Genomic DNA, 22,077 nt, shown 5'->3' on the forward strand with positions numbered 1-22,077 from the left:
AGATAACTGGCCGGCACCCAGAGCCGACGCTCCTAACGGCCGCCTCGAGTTACAGCCGGATATCCCGGTGCGCTGGCCAGCTTAGAAAGTGATCTCGACAAAGTCCGGATGCTGGCGGGCGGCGCCGAGAATAGTCGCCGAAGCCTCGCTTTCCGGATCCGCCAAGTGGATCACCAGCGTATCAATGGCCCTCGACAGCGGAATGAGGACCTGCCGCCACGCTGCGGCCGCAGCTTCTCCAGGTTGGGGGTTGCGAGACCCGGATCCGGCGGGGCCGCCAGTCCCGTTCTGGCTGGCGAGCCAGAACTGGTCCAGCCCTTCTAGACACACTGTCCAGCCCTCGAGGCCACGGCACGAGGCATATTGAACAACCCTCAAGGAGTCGGCACTCCTCGGGAAATCGCGCCGCGCCACTTCGCTTGACCCGTCCCAGACCTCGTAGCCCCAGTCGCGCAGCAGCAGAGCCGACCGGCTCTCGCGGTCGTCCGCGGTCCGGGTGACATCGCCGGGGGGCACAACGGCCAGGCAATCGACGGGAGCATTGCCTGCGCTGGCCGCGTCGGCCAAGACTGTCCCGATGAGATTCTTGCGGGCCGACAGGGGACCGGTGGTGATGATCACCCGCCCGCCGCCGGCTTCGCGGTTCGGCTCCACTTTCCAGTTCACGCCGGCCCGGTCGGCCAGGGTGTTGGCGAATACGGCCAAGTTGGCCTTCATCCGCAGACATCTCTTCAGCGGGATGGTGACGCGGCTGGCTTCAGGCACGCCGCGTTCCCAGTCAGCCGAGCCGCCCCGCACAAGCTGGTCCACGCCGTCAGCGAGACAAAGCCGTTCCGGGGAATAGAGAGCCTTGATCAACTCCAGTTCGGGCGCGGGCCAATCCTGGGCCTCGTCCGCGATGATGTAGTCGAAAGCGAAACGGTCGGGCTCCGACAGCTTCACGGCCTCGATGTCCGCCGGGGTGAGCGCCCCCGCGCGGATCATCTCCAGCGCCGCAGCGCACTGGCGCTCATAAGCGTCTCCCAGCCATTCGCCGGAGCCGTCCGCCAGTCCGAGCTGTCCCAGCCAGCCCGTCACGAACGACATGACGGTCCTCACTCCGATACCGCCTTCGGCGGGATCGGACGGGACGTTCATGAGCGCGAGCAGGCGCCGGATGTCCGAAGTCAGAGCATGATTGTAGGTCAGGACCAGTGAGCGCGCCGCCCGCTGGTCGAAGGCGCGCCACGCAAGCTGGAGAAGCATCACAGTCTTTCCGGTGCCTCCGCGCCCGCGGAACCGCAGCATCCGGCTGCCAAGCTGTGCGAGGTAGACGTCGATGTCCGGATTGCGCGTCACGATGCGATCCATCCGCCGCCGGTCGAGCGACGTCGCGGCCATCTGCCGGAAGATCGGTGCGGCGAGCACCCTGTCCATCGCTTCGGCAGGCGCGGCCCTCAGGACCGCATCCTTCCCGGCCTTGAGCACGGGCGACATTTCGCAAAGCGCGGTCATCACGCCTGCCCCGTCGAAAGTCCCGCCCAGCGAACCGGAGCAGGGCGGCTGGTCAAAGCCCCGCATCATGACCGCCCGGTTCACGAACACATCGGTCTGCTGGTCGCTGAAGTAGGCCTTGAGGGAATGAAGCTGGTTGATGTTCTGATCGGTGGCGCTGCTCCATTTCCCGGGACCGTCGGTGTTGTAGCGGACCTGGATACTGTCGCCCGTGATCTGGCATCGCGCAGGATCGTGATCCTTCACCTCGATAACGGCGATGAAGCTCTGGACCTTCACCGCTCCAGTGACCCGCTGGCCGTCATGGGTCCTGATCACACGGCGCGGCGCAAAGGCCCGGCCGGGCCGGAGCCGGGCGGCGATCACGATGTCGATGTCTGACACCCGGTAGCCGCCAATCTTGACGCCTGCCGCAATGCTGACGAGCTCCTCTTCGCCCGTGGCGGCGGCGAGGCCCGGCCAGAGTGTGGCGAGCGCCGACGCGACCGCTTGAGCCGCCTCATACTCGGGTGACTCCTGCGAGCCCGTGATCACGATCATCCGGCAGCCACCATCAGGCTCAAGATGTATTCGTTGGGCCGGTTGGCCAGATCCCGGATGTCGGTGAACCGGCAATTCACGCCGTCCCCGAGCGCGTGCTTGGCATTGGCTTGCTCGTCCGTCGCCAGACCATCGCGGACATGCCACAGCGGGTGGCCGAGAACGAGGGCCTGGCCCGCGCTCGTGACCGCCGTGAGGCCTGCTGCTTTCGACACCGAGACGCTGACGCCGGACGTCTCGCACTGACGGGCGAACTGTTCCGCCAGCTCCGGCGCTCGCGCCAGCCAGCGGCCATGGTCCAGCGGCAGGCCGAGGAAGAGTTCAGCCATGTCCAGTGCGAGGCGCCAGTCGAGAAGCTTATGCTGTCTGCGGTTCGAATAGTTCCGGAGGCAGTCGGGACAGGACCGGTCGCACCGCGATGCATGCCGCGGCTCGCTCCACTGCGCCTGCAGGGTGCCGTAGTGTTTTGCGACGGCGCGGCGCAGCACGCCGTCGCCCTCGAACAGCTGACGGACGTACCCCGCGCCGTTCTCGAGAGTGTCGGCCATGAACAGGCGTTCCGTGACGCACTGGGTAAGCCCCAGCGCCTGGCGCCCGGTGCGGAACTCGCCGGGATCCACATCAAGCTCGACGGCGGCCGCGGTCTTCAGGAACTCGCTGAAGGAGGCCAGTGCGGCTTCGGCCGAATGCTGGTTCCGGACGTCGAGGGCGCCGTTGTGGCCGACGCCGGGCAGAGCCGTCATGTCGATCGTCAGCACGTCGGTCTTGAAGATCGCTCCGATGGCGCCCGTGTCTTCCGGCGTCTGGGTGTCCTGGTTCTTCCATGGCAGACCATTGGGGAAGAGCAGCGGATCAGGAACGACGAGTGTGTCGCGATCCCTAAACAGGCTGAACAGCTGACGGTTGTTGTCGTTGATGAGGGCGATCGGCTCGCCCCCGGTCAGGTTGATGACCGCGCCGCCTTCCGCACGGGCACCGGCCGGGTCCGGCTCAAAAGCCAGCACGGGGGGAGGCAGGTTCGGCCCCCGGGCCCGCATGTCGTCGTAGTCCCGTTCCTTGTAGGTCGTGCGGAAGCCTTTCGGCTGGAACAGCTTGAAGGTCAGGGACTGGGACTCGCAGACGGCGCAGGTCCCGGCCTCTCCCGACCGTATGGCCCCGCACGTCTCGTCAATGCACCGGCTGAACAGCACCGGCGGGCCCATCGGGTCCGGGTCGGCGACGAGACGTCCGCCGATTTCCTGCCAGTGCGCGAAGCCGTAGGAGGTGAAGATCTTCTTGTCCTTCGGCGTCTCCGCCCCCGGCGAAAAGGCCCAGATCGCATAGTCGAGGGGTCGGTCACTGATCGCCAGATCGCTGACCTTGGTCTGGCCGTCGGGGCGCCCATAAAGCGCCCGGACCGTGGTCGGGAAGCCGAACATCGGCATCAGCCCGGCCGCAGCTAGGCGTTCGCTGAGCGCGCTCTGGATGAAGACGCCGGACCCAACGGCCGCCGTAATCGCATCGGCCAGCCCTGTCCGGCACCACCCGGCTATCGCGGCTGGCGCGTCCTCCGGAAGGGGAGCGAAGACGCAGAGGCGTTCCGCAACCTCATCGACCTCCGGAGAGGCAGCCAGCCATGCGGACACCGGCTCCCGGAACACGCCATTCCAGTCCGCCGCCGGTCCGAACGCTCCGTGCGTGCTGTCGCCGCGGCCGGACGGACGAATCGTGTCGGGCAGGGCGAGGAAGGCGCGCCGCAGGACTTCGGAGTTGACGACACGCTGGATGATCTCCCGGCGCCGCAGGTCGAGATACGGCTGCGGCGGCGTATCGCCGGTGATCCGTTCGGGATTGTTGAAATAGAAGTCATCGTGCGAGCCGCCGCGGCACAGCGTCAGGGCATATGAGAAGGCCTGCCCGGCCCGTCCGGCGCGCCCGACCCGCTGCTGGTAGTTGAACCGCTGCGGCGGCATGTTGGCCATCATGACGATGCTCAGCGAACCGATGTCGACGCCGACCTCCATCGTGGTCGTCACACTCAGCACGTCGATGCCTTGGGCGAGCGCGCTCTCCTTGTCGAGGAACGCCTTCTTGAAGTGACGCTGCCGCCGGCGCTGCTCGCTGAGCGGCTTGGTCTGCCCTGTCAGTTCCTCGACGTGAAGCCGGTGAGCAGGCTCGCGGGAGAGCCAGCGGTAGTAGTCATCGTCGGCGGGCTCGGCCTCCGCGAAGGAGCCGGATTGGCAGTAGGGCGAGGTGCAGACCTGGACCGGCAGATTAAGGTGCCCGCGCGCGCAGCTGCTGCAGACGCGGAAATGCTCCGCCTTGCCCGGTTGCAGAACCAGGTTGAGCTTTGCCGTGCTGCCGGTTCTGATGAACCAGTCGTCACCCACGACCCCGGTGTTTTTGAGGGCGTCGAACACGGCTTCGCGCAGCTCGCCAGCTTCCAGGCCGAGCGCGGCGGCCGCCTTCTCGAAATAGCGCTTCAGGGCGGGAGGGGCCTCGCCGTTTCCGTTCTTTCCACTGTCCTCGTAGAATTTGGCTTGGCCGAGAATCCGGATCGCGTTGTCCAGAATGCCCGAGGCTTGGGCGTCAGGGAGTCCCAGCGCCGCCCCGTACGCTCCAGCGGGGCCTGCTGTCGCGGCTCCCAGCGACTCCAGATCGCGGCCGGCGCGATCGAAGAGTGCCGCCGCCACATTGCGCGCGAGCTGGCGGCGGAGGTAGCTGCGGCCCTCGTCTTGGGCTGCGCCGTCAGCCTGCGGCCAGTCCGCGCCCGGGGGCGGCGGGTAGAAGGACCACCAGTCGGTGCCGTCTCGCCGCTGTTTTGACGCGTCGGGGCCGGCAGGGTTGACGCCAAGCGCCACCAGGGTCTGTTCCATCCATGAAATAAGTGCGGGCCACGAGACGCCGCCGCCCTCCAGCGACGCCTCATAGGCTGCGATAGCCGCCAGCTGATCGCCGGTCGCGGCGTTATGGGCCTGGAGCAGGTAGGCCGACCACAGGCCCGGGTCCTTCGCCATGACAGCTTTGAAGGCTCCATCCTCCGCCGGAGTAAGGCCGGCTCCGCTCTTGGCGGCTGCGGCGCGGGCGAGGGCGCCGCCGCCGCCTGCGCCTTCGGTCAGCTTCTGGAAGACCAGCTGACGGATCAGATCCCGGAAATGATTGAGCTCAAGCCCGCCTGCGACATCGGCGGCGTCGTCCCGGCTGTCGGTGAACGCGATCATCTGCGCCGCGGAGGCGCCGCTCCCGAGCTTGCTCGCGGCGCGATCGGCGATCAGCTGGGTGACGGCGTTGGTGCCGGTCCGCTGACCGCGGATCGGCGTCTGCACCTTGCCGGAGAAGAAGGCCGGGAGCTCGAACTGGTGCCGGTCCGCATCGCACTGGGGGCAGCGTTCCGGCAGGGCGGGGGCCGTGGTGGGCAAAGCCGTACAGAGCATGGTGCCTGTCGCCTTGTCGCCCGGCGCCGCCGCCCGCAGCAGGGATGACTGCGGATACAGAACAGCCGGGGCGAACCGGAAGGACACCCGTTTTCCGGAGCCGGGATCCTTGTGGCCCCATTCGAGCGACCGGCTCCCGCCCGGCCAGTACCACATGTACTGGCCGTAGGAGCGCTCGAAGACCATGCCGGGGTCCTGGACCGTCAGGTCGGTAGGACCTGAGTCGAGGTAGAAGTCGCCAGCGCTGGTGCCCTCCGGTGGGGGCGTGACGAAGCCGCCCAGATAGCCCTCGCCGCATTCGTAGCAGTACAGCAGCTCAAGGATCTGCCCGCCACATCCGCATTTCGCGGCCGGCGCGCTGTAGAGTTTGCCGATCGCCCGGCTCTCCCCGCGGAAGGCCTCGTCGACTTCGCTGCACTCCGGGTTCGAACACGCCCACATGCCTTGGATCCGGCGCACGAACATGTGCGCCCTGAACGCGGGCTTGGGGTCAGCCGAGCTCGCCTCCTCGGCGCCCGCAGCTTCGAGGGTGACATCAAGGGCATCCTGCGGGGCGGCCGGGCCGAAGAGGGCCTCTGACACCAGCGGAAGCCGCGCCGGGCGGTGGCCGCCGTCAGGCCCGGCGCCTGCCTGAAGGCAGGCGGCGCCCAGCGCCTGGCGCGGGGATCCGCCGGGGAACGGGCCGGTCCGGCCGGCTGCATCCCACTCCAGGACCTCCGCCGGATCCAGCGGCAGCGCCCCCTCGGGCTTGATCGTCTCGCCCGGCGAAATTGCGAAGGTGTTCCGGCTCACGCCGAAGAACTGTTCGAGGTAGGCCAGTCCCTCTTCCCCATCGAGCGATGCGGACGTGCCGATGCAACGCAGCTGAGCGCTCTCCGGCGACAGACCGAGGCGCGCCAGGAGGTTGCGGACGACCAGCGCGACCTCAGTGCCCTGGGTGCCCCGGTAGCTGTGAAGCTCGTCGACCACGAAGGAAAAGCAGTGATCCGGAGACGCCGCCAGCCACTCCCGCGTCTTGCGGAAGATGGGCTCCTCGAGCTCGCGCATCAGCATGATGTTGAGCATGGACACGTTCGTGATCAGGACGTCCGGCGGACTGTCGATCATGTCCCAGCGAGTCATCATCTCGCCGCAGAGCGGGTCCGAGAACTGTGCGCGGAGTTCATCCGGACGCCCGCGGAGCTTGTCTGCTTCCCGGGCGATCCCCAGCAGGTCGCGGGCGGCGTCCCGCACCCGCTTGCGGCCCTTGGCGTCGAGCCCTTCTCCCGGCATGAGCGTGCCTCCCGGGGTAGCCCCGGTATACCGTCCGAAATAGAACAGCGGCGCCTGGCCTGGCGAGTGGGCGCGGAAGGCGGCCTGGCGGAGGCGTGAGATCTGGTCTTCGACCAGCGCGTTGGTCGGGTAAAGCACGAGCGTGCGCACCGCCGCTGCGGGTTGCGCCGGCTCCGCAGCGCGCAGTCCGGTCCACTCGGTCTTGCTGTCCCAGTTCGCCTCCCACCAGCGGTTGAGTGCGTAGCCGCGCCCGGCGCCGCCGCGCTCCTGGATGAGCCGCGCCAGTACGGGAAGAAGGAAGCTCTCGGTTTTGCCGGAGCCGGTGCCGGAGGTGACGACAGCGTTGCGCCTCGCGGCTGAAGCGGGCGCGAGGGAGGTGATCAGGGCTTCGGCCTGATGCTTTCGGAGCGTGAAATTTTCGGGCTTGCCGAAGAGAATCTGGGCCAGTGCTGCGGCTTCGGGCGCAGCCAGACCCGCCTTCTGCCCCGCCTCGGCGATCGAAAGCGTTGAGCGATAGGGCAGAACCGCCTCAAGGAGGACGTCCTGCACTGTCGCGCCCGTCTCGCGCAGCAGCATGTCCCGCTCGGCCAGCAGGCGGTGATCCCGAAGCCAGAAAGCGGTGTCATAGTACCGGTGATACGCATCCTGGATATAGCTCAGGACGTTGCCGGGCGTCGGAGAGGTCATGGGAACCTAGGTGTAAAGCTTGGACAGGATGAGGGCCGCGTCGGCGGGAGCGACGCCGCGATAGGAAAGCCGGCCGCCCGCGGTTTCAGGCATCAGCCCTGACGCAGAGACAAGGGCCCGCTGATAGAGACCGGGAGGTTCGCAGCCGAGTACAGCCTGGAACACGCGCGAACTCGCGTTGTATCCATGAAGCCGGAGGCCGGCCGCCCGGGCGGCCATAAGCTTGACCAGGGCGAAGGATCCTTCGCGCTGCTGTCCATTCTCATCGGCGAACACGTACCGGCGCCCGCCGTAGTCGCCGCGGTAGGCTCCCCGCTGATCGATCGCGGGAGCCTTCCGCCAGGATCCGGATCCGGGGTCGAACCGCTGAAGATCTCTCACGCTCTCCAGACGGATCGGGGGCATCGCCGAAGCCAGCGCGTCCGCATCGGGGCCCTGGCTCGCGATCGCAGCAGTAAAGCCCGCGGATACGGTGATGGGGCGGCCGTGGGGATCCGACAGGCCGGCGACGGCGTCCCGGGCCGAGGCCGGCGTAAGCCCGCCCCACATCAGCGCCGCTGGGGCATCGGGCTGATCCATCCGCGTGAGCTTGCCGCCCGCGGCCCCCAGCCGGTCGTCAAGAGCGGCGACAAGCCCGGTGTTTCTGAACCCCGCGAGGAATGCCTGACCCGTCCCGTTGAAGGCCAGTACGGGAGGGGCGACGATCCAGCTGAGGGGCGCGCGAAGCCGGGGATCCAGGCTGACATCGATATGGCCGAGCGCCACGGCCGCGGCGCAGAACCTCTGCACTTCAAGTGGGGAGCGACTGTCCGATCCGGCCAGATCCTGCAGCTTGCGCCAAGAACCTGCACCCAGATAGCAGAGCGCGTCGAGTATGAGGTCCGGGCCGGCCGCCGCGCCCGCGCGAGGCGCCATTCCGGGCGGCTTGGCGGCTGTCGTGGTCTTGCCCGCGCCTTTCCGGAGCTGCCCTTTCTTATGCTGCCCCCTGTTACGGGTGAGCACACGGTATTCGCAGGTGGTGCAGCGCATCCACATGTCGCCATCGCGGTCGTCACCTGAGTTGAACGGCTGACAGTCCCAAGAGTGATACCCGCGCAGAACGCATGTTTCCTGAAGGCCCAGGGCCTTGTCCAGGCGATAGACGGAGGTGTGCTCCGCGGGGACTTCATCCTCGCCGGCGGCCAGGTCGCCCTGGTCCGGACCCAACCCCGCTGCTGTCTCAATGGCGGCCGGCCACGGGCCGCGCAGATGAAGCCCGAGCACATCCAGGCCCGGCCGCAGCGGATCAGCAATCGCCCCCGCGCCGAGGAATCCGGCAGGGCCGTCGCCGGCGCGGTAGAACCGGACTTGGCTTGCGTCAGGCAGGCGGCGCGGATGGCTGGCTGACCGCAGGGAGAGGCTGGTGTCACGCCGGGCCCTTCCGCCAGCCAGGGCTGTCACCGTGAAGTTGGCGGCGTCACGCTCTGGACGGGCCTCAAGCGTCAGGCGGCACGAGGCGTTGGCCGTTTCACTCGCGTCCCCAACGGTCCCGTGCGGGTCCGTCAGTTCCAGCCGGAACGGCCCGGCGGCGGCCGTCGCCGTGATCTCGGGCGGCGCGCCGGTGTGCCAGATGCCTTGAGACAGCTTCAGTCCACCGGCCATCTCGAGCGCGACGCCCTCGGCGAGCGGGATCAGCGCCTGAAGATCTCCGACGCTGGACGCGGAGGCCCTCAGCATCTCGACGCCGCTGAATAGAACCCAGTCTTCCGGGAGACCGGGGAGAAGTTCAGGGGTCCAGCAGCGGAAGCCTTTCCGGGCGTTGAGCGTCAGCAGCTGGGTGACCCGTTCCGTCCACTTCTCATGGCATAGAACCAGGTGCGGCCGCAGAAACGAGACCCGTGACACCTCCCGGTAGAAGGCGCCGGTATCCAGCTTGACGAGCGGCACAATAGACCGCGCCGCCCTGTGGAAAGCGAACTCGCCGGCGGGGGAGCGAAGCTCGAAGGCGGCAAGCATCAGCGGGCTGAGAGCGATGTCCTGGACGGGCTCGATGATCGACACCTCGCCGCTCGATGACGGCGTCAGCCAAAGACCATCGCCGCAATCCTCGAAAGCGGCCCGCGCAGCGGCCGGGGCGTCCGGGGACAGGGCTAGGCCGATCGTCTCGCCGCCCCCTTCGCCGGCCGCGGACAGAAACATCCGGAGGCGCGGCCGCGGAAAGACTTCCAGGGAGGCGGCCCAGCTCAACCGGCGCCGTTGCGGGCCCGACTGGACCGCGTTGTCGCCCTCCCAGGCCTCGAGTTCGGCACAGGCGGCGGCCGCGACGCGCGGTCTCAGGTCCGGTGTGTTCCAGATCCGTTTGAGCCAGGCCGAAGGAGACGCGCCGCCCATCCATTCATGCAGATAGAGCGTCATCTCGGCGTCGGTGAGCGTCTCATGCGCCGCAAAGCCGAACTGGGCGAAGAGACCGTGCAAGCGTTTACGGTCCGCGTCCCGCACGAGCGCCTGGGACAGGGCGTAGCTTGCGTATGCCCAGTCGTTGATGCGTTTGGCGGTCGGACGCCCGAAATCGAAATCGTGCTCCTGGAGCCAGAAGTTCAGAGCGAGCCAGAGCGGCCGGGTGGACTTCGCATTGGCCCGCAGACTGGTCTTGCGGCTCTCGCTGGTGACGCCGAGCACTTCAAACAGGCGCTCATAATAGTTCTGCGCGGAGTATTCCTCGTCCGCCCGCATCCGTTCGGCGGCGAGCGACAGAGCCGCCAGGAGCGCCGTGAACGGGGGCGCCCCGGGCCGGTCGAGCTCGTCCCAGGCGTCCAGCTCTCCCAGATGCCATGAGAAGGGATCGCCAGCGTTCCACTTGAGACTTGAGGCCGCGCCGGCGGCGATCACCCGGCCGCAATCAGCAGCGGGTACGTTCAAAAGCGCGGCGATTTCCTCCTCGGCCTCGCCTTCGATGTCGAGATAGACCGGCGCCAGCTTGTGCCGCCCGTCGAACAGCACGCTGTTGATCGCGTCGTTGACGGCCTGATAGCTGACCGCCGCTTTCCCCCCCGCTGCCGCTGCAGTAGGCGTGACACTCTCTACGCTGAACGCCGTCATACCCTTCCCCCGAAGGTTGAATGAACTCGATCCCCGGGAGTGCGTCAACACTCGGCTCACCCCGGCATTTACGCGCGCCCCTCCGTCAAATCCGGTCGTGCGGCCGCTCCGCCCGCGTATCCGGGAGCGTTTCCCATTGAGATTTGCCGCGAGCAGTGCGGTACATTGAGAGAACGAATCAGGAGTCTCCGATGAGCAGCGGCAATCTCACATCGCTCGAAATGTGCGCCGGCGCGGGCGGTCAGGCCCGCGGACTGGAGCTTGCCGGTTTCGGGCACGAAGGGGTGGTCGAGATTGATCCGAACTGCTGCGAGACGCTGCGGCTGAACCGACCGGAGTGGACGGTCCACGAGGAGGACCTGTCGGCCTTCGACGGCCGCCCCTACAAGGGCGTGGATCTTCTGGCGGGCGGGTTGCCTTGCCCGCCGTTTTCAGTGGCCGGGAAGCAGCTCGGGAGGGACGACGAACGCAACCTCTTTCCGGCCGCCATCAGGCTGGTCGACGAAATCCGGCCGAAGGCCATCATGATTGAAAACGTCCGCGGATTTCTGGATGCGGTGTTCGAGGACTACCGGGGCTTCATCAAGAACGAGCTCAAGGCGCTTGGCTACGAGGCGCACTGGAGGCTCTTGAATGCGTCCGACTACGGAGTGCCGCAACTCCGTCCGCGCGTGGTCATCGTTGCGATCGAGGACCAGTACAAAGACAACTTCGAATGGCCCGCGCCTTCGCCCTTCGACGCGCCCACAGTCGGCGAGACCCTGAAGGATCTGATGGCCGCCAACGGCTGGCGCGGCGCGAAGGCTTGGGCGCAGGGCGCCGACGAGATCGCGCCAACCCTCGTCGGAGGCTCGAAGAAGCATGGAGGTCCCGATCTGGGGCCAACACGCGCGAGAAAGGCGTGGGCCGCGCTGGGCGTGAACGGCATAAGCTTGGCCGATGAGGCGCCAGAGAGGGACTTTGTCGGCATGCCCCGGTTGACGGTGCCGATGACCGCGCGGATCCAGGGCTTCGATGATGCGTGGCGGTTCCACGGCCGCAAGACTGCGGCCTACCGTCAAGTCGGCAACGCGTTCCCGCCGCCCGTGGCGCGCGCGGTCGCGGCGAGCCTGCGCACAGCGATCGAGACCCGCAAGATCCATCGCCTCGCAAGCTGACGGCCGTTAAGCAAACCGGAAGCGGAGCCGCTGCAAGCTTCGCTCCATGAGCGCCTTTCCGCTTCCCGACACGCACCCGGACTACGCCATCCTCGCGCCGCTCGCGGCGGGTATCGAAAACCGTGCGGGCGGCGCCGCGGGCTTGAAGAGCGGATTGCCGCCCCTGTTCCGGCAGGCCGTCGATGAAGTGATCGATGCGCCGCGGACCAACCGGTTTACGATCAGCGAGCTCGAGAAGACCGAGAAGACCTACCTGGGCACCAAAATCGAGATCCTGCTCCGGGACTTTCTCAAACTGCCGAAAGGCAAAATTCTGGACCTCTCCATCGATGGCGTCGAGGTCGATATCAAGAACACCATGCAGCGGGCATGGACCATCCCACTGGAAAGCCATGGCCATCCGGCCCTTTTGCTGCGCCTGAACGAGACGGCCGCGCTTTGCGACGCAGGGCTGGTTGTCGTGCGTCCCGCCTACCTCAACGCCGGTCAGAACCGGGACGCGAAGAAGACACTGTCCGCTGCGGGGACGTTCAACATCTGGTGGCTCCTCCGGCGCCATCCGTATCCGCCTAATTTCTGGGAAGTGCTCCCGGCCGCGGCCCGGCAAGAGATATTCGCCGCCGGCAGCGCAAGCGCCCGGCTGGCCCTCCTGTTCGCCAAGCTCCAGCGCCAGCCGGTGTCACGGCTGCAGGTCCAGGCCGTTGCACAGCAGCACGACTACATGAAACGGCTGCGGCGCAACGGGGGCGCGCGGGACCTCCTGCTCGGCGAGCGCATCGCCCTTCTCTCCGGGCGAACCGACGCAGCCTTGATCACCGCCCTGCGGCTCGGTCCGGTGAGCGTTGAGGAGTTCATTTCCCTGACGCCGGAAACGGACGAAGAGCTGGCGCTCTTAACCGCTGCAGGCCAGCTGAGCTGACGCAGCCGGCACGCCCGCCTGGAGCGAAGCACTTGACCGATAAGATCACGCCAGAGCGCCGCAGCGCGAACATGTCGAAAATCCGCAGCCGGGACACTTCGCCTGAACTCGCGGTGCGCCGTGCCGCTCACGCGCTCGGCTACCGGTACCGGCTCCACCGCAAGGATCTTCCGGGGAAGCCCGACCTGGTCTTTCCCGGACGTAAGGCCGTGATCTTCGTTCACGGCTGCTTCTGGCATCAGCACCCCGATCCTGCCTGTCCCGACGGCCGCCGCCCCAAGTCCCGGCCGGAGTATTGGAACCCCAAACTGGACGCCAATGTCGCGCGCGATGCCCTCCGCAAGGCGGAGCTTGAAGGGCGGGGCTGGCGGGTGCTGACGTTGTGGGAGTGCGATATCGGGCGGGGCGCCGACCTCGCTGAAACCCTTAAGCTGTTTCTTGGTCTCCCAGCCCGGAGGACGGGCGCCGGTTCGGGTGATATGTCGGGATGACGGCCCCGATTCTGCACCGCGGCCAGCATGGAACGGTGAATGGCGCGCTCGAAGAATGCTGAAGCTGCTGCGGGGATGTACCGGGCGCAGATCGAGCATCACGGCTATGGCGCAGCGGACGCTTGGAAGCCGATCGCCTCGCTTCTGCTGGCCTGCGGAGCCTGGCGGAGCAAGGCCGAGGGCTGGATCGTCAGCAACGACGCTGTTTACTTCAAGGAAGCCAACGAGTTCCGCGCCGGATCGGCCGCGATGCGGCGCGGCGGTCAGCTTGGTGACTTCCTCTCGGCCGAACTGGGTTTCGACCGGGATGAGCTATGCAGTCACATCGGCCTGTATTGGGCCGACGAAAGGTTCCGGTTCGCTCAGCCGCATAATCTGGTAGGCCACGCGTTCCGCAGCATGCTCGTGGAAGCTCTGACGCTCTTCGGCGACGCAGACATCTCTTACGAGGAAGAAGTCGATCCGAAGCTGGAGTTCCGCGGCCACGCGTTTTCAACGCGATCACCGAACTCCCGGATAGACATCGTCGCCCGCAGGGGACCAGCCACCGTCGCGCTGATTTCATCGAGATGGCGGTTCCGGCACGACCGCGTCGACGTGGTCGAAGAGGCTATGGCCTACATGACTGCGGCAATGAGGGTAAACCCGCACTGCCAGCAGTACGCATGGGTGGGTGAGTTCATGCCTGCCCGGCTGGAGAAGGTCCTGGCGCATACGGCCCCAAATCACCCGAACCCGCCTCTCGCCGCCTGTGTCCACTTCGAGCCGCGGCTGATCACCGAGGGCCTTCAGGAACGTGAGATGAAAGGCCAGCTAAAGTCACTTGCTTGGCTGATCGATCAAACGAGCGGCTGGAAATAGACCCGCTACCCAATGGCCCGCTTGCCAAGGTCTTCGCTCCCTATGGGGTGGGATAGCCCCTCTCCAGCAGGGGGGGGCGGCGTCCGATAGAGCGCTCGCTGTTTCTAGATCTAAGGTCCGCGGCGACTACTGCCAGACCACGATGCCGGCCAGATATTCGCTAAGCACCATGCGGACGGTCCAACCATTTTCGCCGTAGGCCTGGTAGCGATACCTTCCGTCTTGAACGATGAGCCACGGCTCCGAATAGGCCTGATCACCACAAATCAGCAGCCTTTGCATCGCTCGGGAGCCAACTTCCGGCCAACCCCCAATTTCCCAGTCGTCGGGTTCACCCAGTTCGAATGGCTGGCGCTGTGCGTCATTCAAGCTCTCTAATGGTCCGAACCAAAATCCCGAAGGCTCACTAAGCTGAGGTTCGTTCAGTTCATGTGCCACATGACCCCGCGCCTGCTTAAGGAGAACTCTCCGGACGCGTGCGACGTCGAAATCCCACACCGGTCCCGAGCCGGACTCCTTGCGGCCAGACTCAATCAGCTTCTGGAGCTTGCCGTTCTGCTCGAGTGCGCGAGCAACCGACGGACGGCCTAGCTGGCTGGGATCACTTGATCCGCTGATGACGCACTCCAGCAGACAGGCGAGATACTCCTCATCTTCCGAAAAGCCGTTGTTGCACTTGAGGCAGGCGCGAGCGACGGGGAGGTTGTCCGGCAGCGGGCGGTCCAAGAAGGCCTTCGACGGAACGTGGTCCCGCGTGGCGTCATCGCCACCGCAGTGAACGCAATGACCCGCATTCCTCTGGTCGCCGAAGTTCTCAAACTGACGCATCTGCGCACATGCCTGAACCACACCCGGCGGAGTTATTCCGGGAGCGATTTGCCTATCGCCGGGTATGTCCCGTGAGGCAGGAAATAGTCTTGCACGAGCTGGCGGTAGAACCAGTGATCCGAAAGCAGAGTGGCCGCGGTAATCTCGTGCACCTCTACGCTTTTTTCGTCAGTGAGATCTTCCCGGCACAAGAACAGCGCCGTTGCCGGATCGTGGTGAGACGAGAACACGGCAACATTGTTTATCCCACCATAGTCAGGCGACTTCCCGTTCAGGTGGCTGACGTTGTGGTAGAAGCTGCTCCACTCCGGATGACTGTTTCCGCCTTGGAGGCTGGCCACATACAGCCGCTTCCCTGCCTTGCTCGGTGCAGTCATCCGCATCATCCTCAGCGCCTTTTTGGCCCATCCCGTGTTGATAGGACCAACACACGGTTGAAGCCATCCTGGATGGCGGCTGGCGCCAAGGACGTGAGTCAGCGGAAAGTGATGAACCGCTCTGAAACAGCGAGAAACCGACTCCCCAGGCACACGAGAAATGGCGGGTAATTAGGTGGGTGAGGCCGGATTGGGTTCAAAACACCAATAAAAACAAAGCGCGTGGCGGACAGAGAGTCCGCCACCGGGCAGATACGGACTTTGGTTGGCTTATGGGCATCTAAAATCCGGTGACCACTGATGTCCGATCCTGGCGCTTTGGGGACTCTTAACACGGTGCAGGCGCGCGTCTCGGCGATGACCGGCCGATTGCCCTGACACCGATCCCGGGCCTCGGGGATAATCACTACGGCGTCGGCCTGCGGCACTGGCTGTTTGCGGGTCAGGGAATAGGCGTCCGGCCGACGATCCACAGCTTTCGGGCACCTCGATCAAGGGTAATCCCGCCTTTCATCGGTCTCTAGAGTCGCCGGTGCATCCCGGCCGGAATCTTGAGACTTCATGGACAGCGCAGCCATCGCCCAGCTCAGCCGCCCGCAGCTGGAGGAGGAGTGGCGGGGGCTCTTTGGCCACGACGCTCCTGCCGACATTGCGCGCCAGCTTCTCGCCCGGATTCTGAGTCATCAAACTCAGGCCCGGGCGCACGGCGGCCTCGACCCACAGGTCCTCCGAGATCTCGCAGCCTGGGCGCCTTCCCCTGCGAAAAGGCGGCGCAACGAGCCTGAGATGCTCGCGCCCGGCGTCCGTCTCGTCCGGGTCTGGCGGGGGGAGGTCTACGAGGTGACCGCGTGCGAGGGAGGGTTCGAGTACCGCGGAGACGTCTTCAGGTCGCTCACGCGGGTCGCGAGGGTGATTACCGGCACCCACTGGAACGGCCCCATGTTCTTCGGTCTGCGAAGCCGCACCAGCGTCTATGCCAACCCAAGCCTCGATCGGTCCTGAGCACGGCATGCGCTGCGCCATCTACACGCGCAAATCCACTGATGAGGGGCTCGAAGAGGAATTCAACTCTCTCGATCAGCAGCGGCAGTCCTGCGCGGCTTATGTTGAGTCCCAGCGTCACGAAGGCTGGCGTCTTCTGGATACGACCTATGACGACGGCGGGTTCTCCGGCGGCAACATGCGTCGTCCAGCGCTTCAGAGGCTCCTACAGGCCGTGGCGGATGGGCTCGTCGACATCATTGTCGTTTACAAGATTGATCGCCTCACCCGTTCGCTCATGGATTTCGCCCGCATTGTCGAGGCGCTCGATGCACGGTCAGCGTCCTTCGTATCCGTCACCCAATCTTTCAACACAACGACGTCGGTCGGTCGGCTGACTCTCAACATGCTGCTGTCGTTCGCCCAGTTCGAGCGAGAGGTCACCTCGGAGCGCATCCGGGACAAGATCTCGGCGTCCAAGGCCAAGGGCATGTGGATGGGCGGTCTGCCTCCTATGGGATACGACGTCTCCAACCGCTCGCTGGTGGTGAACCCGTCCGAAGCGCGAACGGTCCGACAGCTGTTCCAGCTCTATCTGAAACTGAAAAGTGTCGAACGGCTTCAGGAAGAAGCGGCCCGACTTGGCCTCTTGAGCAAGCGCCGGCACAGCATCAGGGGGGTATCCGGCGGCGGCCCACTCAGCCGAAACGGCCTCTACCACCTGCTCGGCAACCCTCTATACGTCGGCCTCGTTCGCCATAAGGACGTGCTTTACCCAGGGCGGCATGAAGCGATCGTGGAGACCGCCGAGTTCGAAGCGGCCGCCGCCGTCCTCGCCCGGCAGCGCCGCCTCCGGCGGACAGGCGAGACGATGAAGGAACCCAGTCTGCTCCCGCGACGCGTGTTCGATGAGAGCGGCAAGAGGTTCACTCCAACCGGCGCTGATCGGCACGGTCGGCGCTATCGCTACTATATGGCCCCGCGCGAAGCCGGGCGTCCCCGCGTCTACCTGCCCGCCAAGGGTCTGGAGGGGGCCGTCATCAACACCTTGGTCCGGCACTTGATCGAACCCCACCATCGCATCGCGCTGTTTCGCGCGTCGGGGGCCGGTGACCTCAGTGTCACCTCCGAGCGGATGTCCGTCTGGCTGGAGAAGCTGCAAGCCTCGACTCCTTCGATCGTCAGGACAGCGCTCGCGGATCTTGCCGTGACGGTGATCTACTCGCGCGAGACCCTTCGGATCAGATTTGACCTGGTGGCGCTGGTTGGCGAGCCGAAAGCGTCGCCCCGAATCCACGAGATCGGCTGCGCCATCAATCTACGCCGCCTGCGGCTGAACTATGCGGTGATGCTCGACACTGACGGGTTCCGAGCCGCGGCTCCGGACCCTGCTTTGGTTCGGCTGCTTGCGAAGGCGTCCGGGTGGCTGGCGCGCCTGCTGGACGGTGAGGCGAGCTCCATCGCCGACCTCGCACGTCAGGTCGGTGTGACGCCCCGGTACGTGGAACAGGTTATCGAACTCGGACTTCTCGCGCCGGATCTCCAGCTCCAGATCCTGCGTGGTCGCCAGCCGTCGGGCCTGACGGCGCGCGAGCTTCTGGCAATGTGTCCGCTTCCGTCAGACTGGGAGCGTCAACGGGCCATTTTCGAAACGAAGGCGCAGCCAGATCCGCCACATGCCGGAGCATCAACTCCGGACATACCGTCCTAGCAGGCAACGCGTCGCCTTTTCAGAGCGAGGGCGTCCGTTCCGGTGCCAAGCCATAGCAGTTTTGGACTATCCTGAAACGGGGTGGCGCCGCCTGCACAAGCAACCAATGCACCCCACTTTTGTGCCCCCGGTGTGCCCCCGGAATGCACCAGAGACTTGCGGCGTAGGCGTAAGTTATTGATTTGATGGTGCCGACTGCAGGAATCGAACCCGCGACATCCAGTTTACAAAACTGGCGCTCTACCAACTGAGCTAAGCCGGCCGCCGTCGCGACGGGCGCCCTTATGCTGGGGCGGCGTGACGGACGTCAAGGCGCGTTCTCGTTCGCACTCAGGTCGCTCACTGTCGATCACATTCACGGCGAACAGGCGCGCAGGGTCAGGATGGCCCCGTCTCTGACGCGGGTCCTGGTCACCCGTCGATTGTGAAATCGTTCGGTGTTGCGGATCAGGCGGGGGCCACTGTTCCGGGGTCTGGCGGCCGGCTGTCTTGCTCGCGCCGCACGGTCACGACCCTCTGGCCGTCGACAAAGACATGAGCGGCATATCCGCTGGCGTGCCGCGCGAGCAGCGCCCCGGCTTCTTCTGTCGCAGCGTCCGCATCTTCGGCCGCCAGCGGCTCCATGTGCGGCACTGACAGGATCGATGATTCGATAAAGCAAAAATACGTCACATCCCCTCTCCGTCCGTCAAGGCTGACGCTGTCATCAACCGCTCCTGACGCATTGTCGTCTGCCGGGATTCGGACACTGGCCCAGCCGTTGGCGCGGCGCGATGCTCAGCTGTTGACCGGGCAGCGCACATACAATTGACGCCGATCAGTCCGCCAGTTGAACGGGGGCGCGCGGCCGCGACACGGGCGTCCCGCCCGGCTGGTCGCCCGACATGGCGCCGCGCGCCGAATTCACATGGTCGGCTTGATATTCAAACGTGGCGTTCCCGCAGGCTCTGTCGGAGTCCGGACTTACGCCTGATCCGGGACCCGCTACTGCGGTCAAGCGACGCCCCCATGCCTCCGTTGCGCGTCTCCGGCGGCGACCTGCATGGGCGCTCGCTCAAATTCGGCGGCGGAGTGAGCGATGGACAAAATACTGGTCAGACCGCTGGCTGACGGCTGGGCCGTCGAGACACCCGGCGCGGACAATCCAATGGTCTTCCGATCCGGCCGCGCGGCGGAAGACGCCGGCAAGGGTCTGGCGCGCCGACGGGCGAAAGCCGGGGAGACGGCCGAGCTGGAACTCGGACTCCACTCGGGCGTCTGCGCCGGCTGCTTCCTGTGCGTGCCGCCCGCGGGCGAGGACGACGACGTCCTGCCTCCGGGCGTGCCGGGCCTTGCGGACCGCGCCGCCGGGTTCACCGCGCAGGGACCGATGGGCAACCCATGAAGCTGTCACGCTTTATGGAGTCCGTCCCCGCGGACGCGGAAGGTTCACTGATGGCCGCCGTCCTGAGAAACAAATTCCTCTCGGCTATCGCGCCGGAAGACCTCGCCGCCATGCTCCCCCGGATGCGGGAGGTGGAACTGCGCAAGGGTCAGGTACTCATCGAGCAGGAGTCCGCGGTCGAGGAGGTGCATTTTCCGCTGTCCGCACAGCTGTGCAACCTGACCATTTTCACGGACGGGCGAAGCGTCGAGACCGCGGTGGTCGGTTCCGAGGGCATGTCGGGTCTGGCGCCCTTTCTCGCGGATGCGCCGTGCGCCTGGCAGGTGGTCGTCCAGATCCCTGGCTCGGCTCTGGCGCTCCCCGCCGCAGTACTGCGCAGCCAGGCCCGGGAAAGCGCCGATCTGCGCGCCCTGTTGGTGCGGCTGGTGCACGATTACCAGGCCCAGTCGGCGCAGACGGCGGCATGCAACACCGTTCACCGCTCGACGGCCAAGCTGGCGCGGTGGCTTCTGATGTTCGACGATCGCAGCCAGGGCACCAGGCTGGAGATCACCCAGCAGGATCTCGCCGCCTTGATGGGAATGCAGCGCACGACGATCAATCAAGCCGCCGGGGAGCTGAAGGCCGCCGGCGCGATCGACTATCTCAGAGGCGCGATCCGCATCACGGACCGGACACTCCTCGAACGGACCTCGTGTGAATGCTACGAAATGCAGCGCAATCGCTCGCGGGCGCTCGGACTGGACCCGGCCTGACCGCGGGCCTCAGTATCCGGGCGGCGTTTCGGGCCGGGCGACCGGATCGACGATTCCTGCGTCCCGTACGCGACAGAAGCGGACTGCCCGGACCCAATGAATCGAACCTTGTGTCCGGGTTGCGACAGAACCGGCACGCTTCCCGCCCGTTTCAGTCCCATGGCCGTCCCGGAACACGATGCCCGCGTCCCCGTCTATGCGATGGCCGGAATCTACACGATCGGAGGCTTCGCCATGAGCGATGACAAGAACCAGACCGGAGGCCAGGACCGTCAGCGGATCAGCCTGTCCGACGACTATGAGGTCCGCGACTGGAGCCAGAAGTATGGCGTCAGCGAGGAGCGTCTGCGCGCAGCCGTCGGCAAGGTCGGCAATATGGCGGACGACGTCGAACGCGAGCTGCGGGGTCGGTGATGGAGGCCTTTCCCTGGGCGTTGGTCACCGTCGGCGGTCCGCTGCTCATCTTCGCGGTGGCCATCTGGGCGTGGCTGCGCAGCCGCAAGGCGGACGACCAGCTCGACCCCGACACCCCCTCTGACGACCCTTCCAAGGGCATGACGGGACACCACTGAAAATGAGGGGCACGACCCTGCTGCTGGTCGCTCTCGCCGCCATTCTGATCAGTGTCCTGGTCTATCTGGCGACCGGTGGGCATCTCGTCTTCTTCGCCCTGCCTCTCCTGTTCGGCCTGCCATTGCTCGGCCGGCGGCGAGGGTGACTTCAAACGAGCAATAAACTTACGGAGCAACCCATGACTGACACTCAACCCCGGTCCGACGCCATCGGACGCGATGGCGAGCAGGGCGATGGACAACGCCGCCCGGACCAGGGATCGGACGGCGCCCCCGCGCCCGCCCGGACCGACAAGGGACCGGCTACGGGCGGGGAGGGCGCGGCGGGAGCCGGCGGGCCCGGTGGGTTCGGGACATGACCATGCGCATTTACGAAGTCACGGTCGGGCGTCCCGGCGGTGAAACCCGCCTTCTCAAGGTTCCCTCGAAGACCGACGTCCAGGCCGGCGACGCCGCCATGACCCGGATGTCGGAAGGCGAGACCATCCTGTCCATCGAAGAGACCGACGACCCGTATCAGGACGTCGACGCCTTGCCGGCCGGCACTCAGACCCACCCCGATCAGCCTGTCTGACGCCATGTCGGACCAACGGAAGACATCCCCGGTCGACGACACCCCCGGCCTCGTGGTCGGGGGTCAGGGCGGGTCACGGAAGGAGTTGCTGGAGGACGGCCAGGAGGAGGTCTTCTCACGGACCGAGGTCGAGACCGGGCGGATCGAGCACAAGGCCGAGGCCGGGAGCGGCCAAGCGGCGCCTGCTCCGTTTGGTCGGCCCCACGCCTGAACCGCGCATGCCGCCGGAATCGGAATCCGCCGCGACCCTCCCCCTGTTCGAGGATGCGGCGCGTGCGCCCCCGGGGTTCGTTTATCGGCCCGATCTGGTTTCTCGGGACGAGGAGGCAGCGCTTGTGGGGCGGTTTGAAAAGCTGCCGTTCGAGCCGTTCGACTTCCGCGGCTTCAAGGGCAACCGCCAGACTGTGGCGTTCGGCTCCCGATACGATTTCACTCATAGTCGCGTGAAGACGGCCGAGACCGTTCCGGAGTGGCTGCGGCCTCTCAAGGCGCGCGCGGCGGCGGTTGCGGACATTGACGACGACGCCCTGGTTCAGGCCCTGGTCACCGAATACCCGCCGGGCGCGGGGATCGGCTGGCACCGCGACCGGCCCGAATACGGCAAGGTCATTGGGATCTCGTTCGCGAGCGCCTGCATCCTCCGGTTCCGCCGCCCGCACGGCGATGGCTGGCGGCGAGAGAGCGTCCTGCTCCAGCCTCGCTCAGTCTATCTGCTGGACGGAGAGGTGCGCGAGCACTGGCAGCACAGCATCATGCCGGGGGACCGGCTACGATACTCCGTAACTTTCCGGACGCTGCGCTGACAGTCGTCCGCTCAGTCGCTCGATCCTGGCCCGGTCTGTTGACGCCTCAGGCAGCAACAGGCAGTCGCGCCACGTTGCAGTGGGTCCACAGGGCGTCCATGGCGCGGACGAGGTCGTCCATCATGGCGTCGGTGTGGTTGGGCGAGGGGGTGAAGCGCAGCCGCTCGGTGCCCTTGGGCA

At 66.1% G+C, this 22,077-nt stretch carries 21 protein-coding genes, 1 tRNA gene and 1 pseudogene; 15 read left to right on the forward strand and 8 right to left on the reverse strand.

Annotated elements, in window-relative coordinates; translation table 11 throughout:
• Window positions 1-81: 81 nt before the first annotated feature.
• From BrevBR_RS16130 to BrevBR_RS16140, 3 genes are all read right to left on the reverse strand, one after another.
• On the reverse strand, window positions 82-2,034 hold the full coding sequence (locus BrevBR_RS16130) for a hypothetical protein (RefSeq protein WP_340001620.1): 1,953 nt from the start codon (window positions 2,032-2,034) through the stop codon (window positions 82-84).
• Window positions 2,031-7,295 carry a DEAD/DEAH box helicase gene (locus BrevBR_RS16135; RefSeq protein WP_340001621.1) on the reverse strand — a complete coding sequence of 1,755 codons (5,265 nt, stop codon included), beginning with the start codon at window positions 7,293-7,295 and terminating at the stop codon, window positions 2,031-2,033. The genes BrevBR_RS16130 and BrevBR_RS16135 overlap by 4 nt, the downstream gene beginning before the upstream one ends.
• Before the next feature lie 117 nt (window positions 7,296-7,412).
• The gene (locus tag BrevBR_RS16140) at window positions 7,413-10,484 is read right to left on the reverse strand and encodes a hypothetical protein (protein ID WP_340001622.1); all 3,072 of its coding nucleotides are present in this window, start codon (window positions 10,482-10,484) and stop codon (window positions 7,413-7,415) included.
• 191 nt (window positions 10,485-10,675) lie between these two features.
• Between BrevBR_RS16140 and BrevBR_RS16145 the strand changes: the two genes are divergently transcribed.
• From BrevBR_RS16145 to BrevBR_RS16160, 4 genes are read left to right on the forward strand one after another with little or no spacing between them, the layout of a single operon-like run.
• Window positions 10,676-11,641, forward strand: coding sequence for a DNA cytosine methyltransferase (locus tag BrevBR_RS16145; protein WP_340001623.1), 966 nt, complete (start codon window positions 10,676-10,678; stop codon window positions 11,639-11,641).
• Window positions 11,642-11,687: 46 nt separating this feature from the next.
• Complete coding sequence (locus BrevBR_RS16150; RefSeq protein ID WP_340001624.1) at window positions 11,688-12,560, forward strand: NaeI family type II restriction endonuclease; 873 nt, start codon at window positions 11,688-11,690, stop codon at window positions 12,558-12,560.
• A 32-nt stretch (window positions 12,561-12,592) separates the two neighbouring features.
• Window positions 12,593-13,051 (forward strand): very short patch repair endonuclease, encoded by a 459-nt coding sequence (locus tag BrevBR_RS16155; protein ID WP_340001625.1) that lies wholly within the window; start codon window positions 12,593-12,595, stop codon window positions 13,049-13,051.
• A gap of 39 nt (window positions 13,052-13,090) precedes the next feature.
• Window positions 13,091-13,912: a hypothetical protein gene (locus BrevBR_RS16160; protein ID WP_340001626.1), complete on the forward strand. Its 822-nt coding sequence runs from the start codon at window positions 13,091-13,093 to the stop codon at window positions 13,910-13,912.
• Between the two features lie 126 nt (window positions 13,913-14,038).
• On the opposite strand, the gene BrevBR_RS16165 is transcribed toward BrevBR_RS16160, so the two are convergent.
• Entirely contained in the window at window positions 14,039-14,638 is a 600-nt protein-coding gene (locus tag BrevBR_RS16165) for a hypothetical protein (protein ID WP_340001627.1), read from the reverse strand.
• 134 nt (window positions 14,639-14,772) lie between these two features.
• The gene (locus tag BrevBR_RS16170; protein WP_340001628.1) at window positions 14,773-15,126 is read right to left on the reverse strand and encodes a hypothetical protein; all 354 of its coding nucleotides are present in this window, start codon (window positions 15,124-15,126) and stop codon (window positions 14,773-14,775) included.
• Window positions 15,127-15,678: 552 nt separating this feature from the next.
• Here BrevBR_RS16170 and BrevBR_RS16175 point away from each other — a divergent pair.
• Both BrevBR_RS16175 and BrevBR_RS16180 read left to right on the forward strand, forming a co-directional pair.
• Window positions 15,679-16,119 carry a DUF2924 domain-containing protein gene (locus BrevBR_RS16175; protein ID WP_340001629.1) on the forward strand — a complete coding sequence of 147 codons (441 nt, stop codon included), beginning with the start codon at window positions 15,679-15,681 and terminating at the stop codon, window positions 16,117-16,119.
• A gap of 7 nt (window positions 16,120-16,126) precedes the next feature.
• Complete coding sequence (locus BrevBR_RS16180; protein WP_340001630.1) at window positions 16,127-17,809, forward strand: recombinase family protein; 1,683 nt, start codon at window positions 16,127-16,129, stop codon at window positions 17,807-17,809.
• A gap of 186 nt (window positions 17,810-17,995) precedes the next feature.
• Here BrevBR_RS16180 and BrevBR_RS16185 read toward each other — a convergent pair.
• Together BrevBR_RS16185 and BrevBR_RS16190 are read right to left on the reverse strand one after the other, a co-directional pair.
• A tRNA-Thr gene (locus BrevBR_RS16185) sits at window positions 17,996-18,071 on the reverse strand.
• A gap of 185 nt (window positions 18,072-18,256) precedes the next feature.
• Window positions 18,257-18,481 (reverse strand): hypothetical protein, encoded by a 225-nt coding sequence (locus tag BrevBR_RS16190; RefSeq protein ID WP_340001631.1) that lies wholly within the window; start codon window positions 18,479-18,481, stop codon window positions 18,257-18,259.
• A gap of 406 nt (window positions 18,482-18,887) precedes the next feature.
• Here BrevBR_RS16190 and BrevBR_RS16195 point away from each other — a divergent pair, with 406 nt between their 5' ends.
• From BrevBR_RS16195 to BrevBR_RS16235, 9 genes are all read left to right on the forward strand, one after another.
• Complete coding sequence (locus tag BrevBR_RS16195; RefSeq protein WP_340001632.1) at window positions 18,888-19,193, forward strand: hypothetical protein; 306 nt, start codon at window positions 18,888-18,890, stop codon at window positions 19,191-19,193.
• Complete coding sequence (locus tag BrevBR_RS16200; RefSeq protein WP_340001633.1) at window positions 19,190-19,948, forward strand: Crp/Fnr family transcriptional regulator; 759 nt, start codon at window positions 19,190-19,192, stop codon at window positions 19,946-19,948. The genes BrevBR_RS16195 and BrevBR_RS16200 overlap by 4 nt, the downstream gene beginning before the upstream one ends.
• Window positions 19,949-20,182: 234 nt before the next feature.
• The gene (locus tag BrevBR_RS16205) at window positions 20,183-20,362 is read left to right on the forward strand and encodes a DUF3606 domain-containing protein (protein ID WP_340001634.1); all 180 of its coding nucleotides are present in this window, start codon (window positions 20,183-20,185) and stop codon (window positions 20,360-20,362) included.
• Window positions 20,362-20,520, forward strand: a complete 159-nt coding sequence (locus BrevBR_RS16210) for a hypothetical protein (protein WP_340001635.1) — start codon at window positions 20,362-20,364, stop codon at window positions 20,518-20,520. The genes BrevBR_RS16205 and BrevBR_RS16210 overlap by 1 nt, the downstream gene beginning before the upstream one ends.
• A gap of 2 nt (window positions 20,521-20,522) precedes the next feature.
• A complete protein-coding gene (locus tag BrevBR_RS16215) occupies window positions 20,523-20,666 on the forward strand; it encodes a hypothetical protein (RefSeq protein WP_340001636.1) in 144 nt (47 codons plus the stop codon).
• Window positions 20,667-20,699: 33 nt separating this feature from the next.
• Window positions 20,700-20,879 (forward strand): hypothetical protein, encoded by a 180-nt coding sequence (locus tag BrevBR_RS16220; protein WP_340001637.1) that lies wholly within the window; start codon window positions 20,700-20,702, stop codon window positions 20,877-20,879.
• A gap of 2 nt (window positions 20,880-20,881) precedes the next feature.
• Window positions 20,882-21,094, forward strand: a complete 213-nt coding sequence (locus tag BrevBR_RS16225; RefSeq protein WP_340001638.1) for a hypothetical protein — start codon at window positions 20,882-20,884, stop codon at window positions 21,092-21,094.
• Between the two features lie 4 nt (window positions 21,095-21,098).
• Window positions 21,099-21,305 carry a hypothetical protein gene (locus BrevBR_RS16230; RefSeq protein WP_340001639.1) on the forward strand — a complete coding sequence of 69 codons (207 nt, stop codon included), beginning with the start codon at window positions 21,099-21,101 and terminating at the stop codon, window positions 21,303-21,305.
• A gap of 7 nt (window positions 21,306-21,312) precedes the next feature.
• Window positions 21,313-21,897 carry an alpha-ketoglutarate-dependent dioxygenase AlkB gene (locus BrevBR_RS16235; RefSeq protein WP_340001640.1) on the forward strand — a complete coding sequence of 195 codons (585 nt, stop codon included), beginning with the start codon at window positions 21,313-21,315 and terminating at the stop codon, window positions 21,895-21,897.
• A gap of 46 nt (window positions 21,898-21,943) precedes the next feature.
• Here BrevBR_RS16235 and BrevBR_RS16240 read toward each other — a convergent pair.
• Window positions 21,944-22,077 (reverse strand): annotated as a pseudogene (locus BrevBR_RS16240) (5-aminolevulinate synthase); the annotation flags it as partial.

Origin of the sequence: Brevundimonas sp. BR2-1, assembly GCF_037626195.1 — a bacterium.
GTDB lineage: Bacteria > Pseudomonadota > Alphaproteobacteria > Caulobacterales > Caulobacteraceae > Brevundimonas.

What these genes read in the sequence shown, in the direction of transcription:
- BrevBR_RS16130 (WP_340001620.1), bottom strand. Translation starts at nt 2,034, where the DNA reads ATGATCGTGATCACGGGCTCGCAGGAGTCACCCGAGTATGAGGCGGCT.
- BrevBR_RS16135 (WP_340001621.1), bottom strand. Translation starts at nt 7,295, where the DNA reads ATGCTGCTGCGCGAGACGGGCGCGACAGTGCAGGACGTCCTCCTTGAG.
- BrevBR_RS16140 (WP_340001622.1), bottom strand. Translation starts at nt 10,484, where the DNA reads ATGACGGCGTTCAGCGTAGAGAGTGTCACGCCTACTGCAGCGGCAGCG.
- BrevBR_RS16145 (WP_340001623.1), top strand. Translation starts at nt 10,676, where the DNA reads ATGAGCAGCGGCAATCTCACATCGCTCGAAATGTGCGCCGGCGCGGGC.
- BrevBR_RS16150 (WP_340001624.1), top strand. Translation starts at nt 11,688, where the DNA reads ATGAGCGCCTTTCCGCTTCCCGACACGCACCCGGACTACGCCATCCTC.
- BrevBR_RS16160 (WP_340001626.1), top strand. Translation starts at nt 13,091, where the DNA reads ATGGCGCGCTCGAAGAATGCTGAAGCTGCTGCGGGGATGTACCGGGCG.
- BrevBR_RS16170 (WP_340001628.1), bottom strand. Translation starts at nt 15,126, where the DNA reads ATGATGCGGATGACTGCACCGAGCAAGGCAGGGAAGCGGCTGTATGTG.
- BrevBR_RS16175 (WP_340001629.1), top strand. Translation starts at nt 15,679, where the DNA reads ATGGACAGCGCAGCCATCGCCCAGCTCAGCCGCCCGCAGCTGGAGGAG.
- BrevBR_RS16180 (WP_340001630.1), top strand. Translation starts at nt 16,127, where the DNA reads ATGCGCTGCGCCATCTACACGCGCAAATCCACTGATGAGGGGCTCGAA.
- BrevBR_RS16195 (WP_340001632.1), top strand. Translation starts at nt 18,888, where the DNA reads ATGGACAAAATACTGGTCAGACCGCTGGCTGACGGCTGGGCCGTCGAG.
- BrevBR_RS16200 (WP_340001633.1), top strand. Translation starts at nt 19,190, where the DNA reads ATGAAGCTGTCACGCTTTATGGAGTCCGTCCCCGCGGACGCGGAAGGT.
- BrevBR_RS16205 (WP_340001634.1), top strand. Translation starts at nt 20,183, where the DNA reads ATGAGCGATGACAAGAACCAGACCGGAGGCCAGGACCGTCAGCGGATC.
- BrevBR_RS16210 (WP_340001635.1), top strand. Translation starts at nt 20,362, where the DNA reads ATGGAGGCCTTTCCCTGGGCGTTGGTCACCGTCGGCGGTCCGCTGCTC.
- BrevBR_RS16215 (WP_340001636.1), top strand. Translation starts at nt 20,523, where the DNA reads ATGAGGGGCACGACCCTGCTGCTGGTCGCTCTCGCCGCCATTCTGATC.
- BrevBR_RS16220 (WP_340001637.1), top strand. Translation starts at nt 20,700, where the DNA reads ATGACTGACACTCAACCCCGGTCCGACGCCATCGGACGCGATGGCGAG.
- BrevBR_RS16225 (WP_340001638.1), top strand. Translation starts at nt 20,882, where the DNA reads ATGCGCATTTACGAAGTCACGGTCGGGCGTCCCGGCGGTGAAACCCGC.
- BrevBR_RS16230 (WP_340001639.1), top strand. Translation starts at nt 21,099, where the DNA reads ATGTCGGACCAACGGAAGACATCCCCGGTCGACGACACCCCCGGCCTC.
- BrevBR_RS16235 (WP_340001640.1), top strand. Translation starts at nt 21,313, where the DNA reads ATGCCGCCGGAATCGGAATCCGCCGCGACCCTCCCCCTGTTCGAGGAT.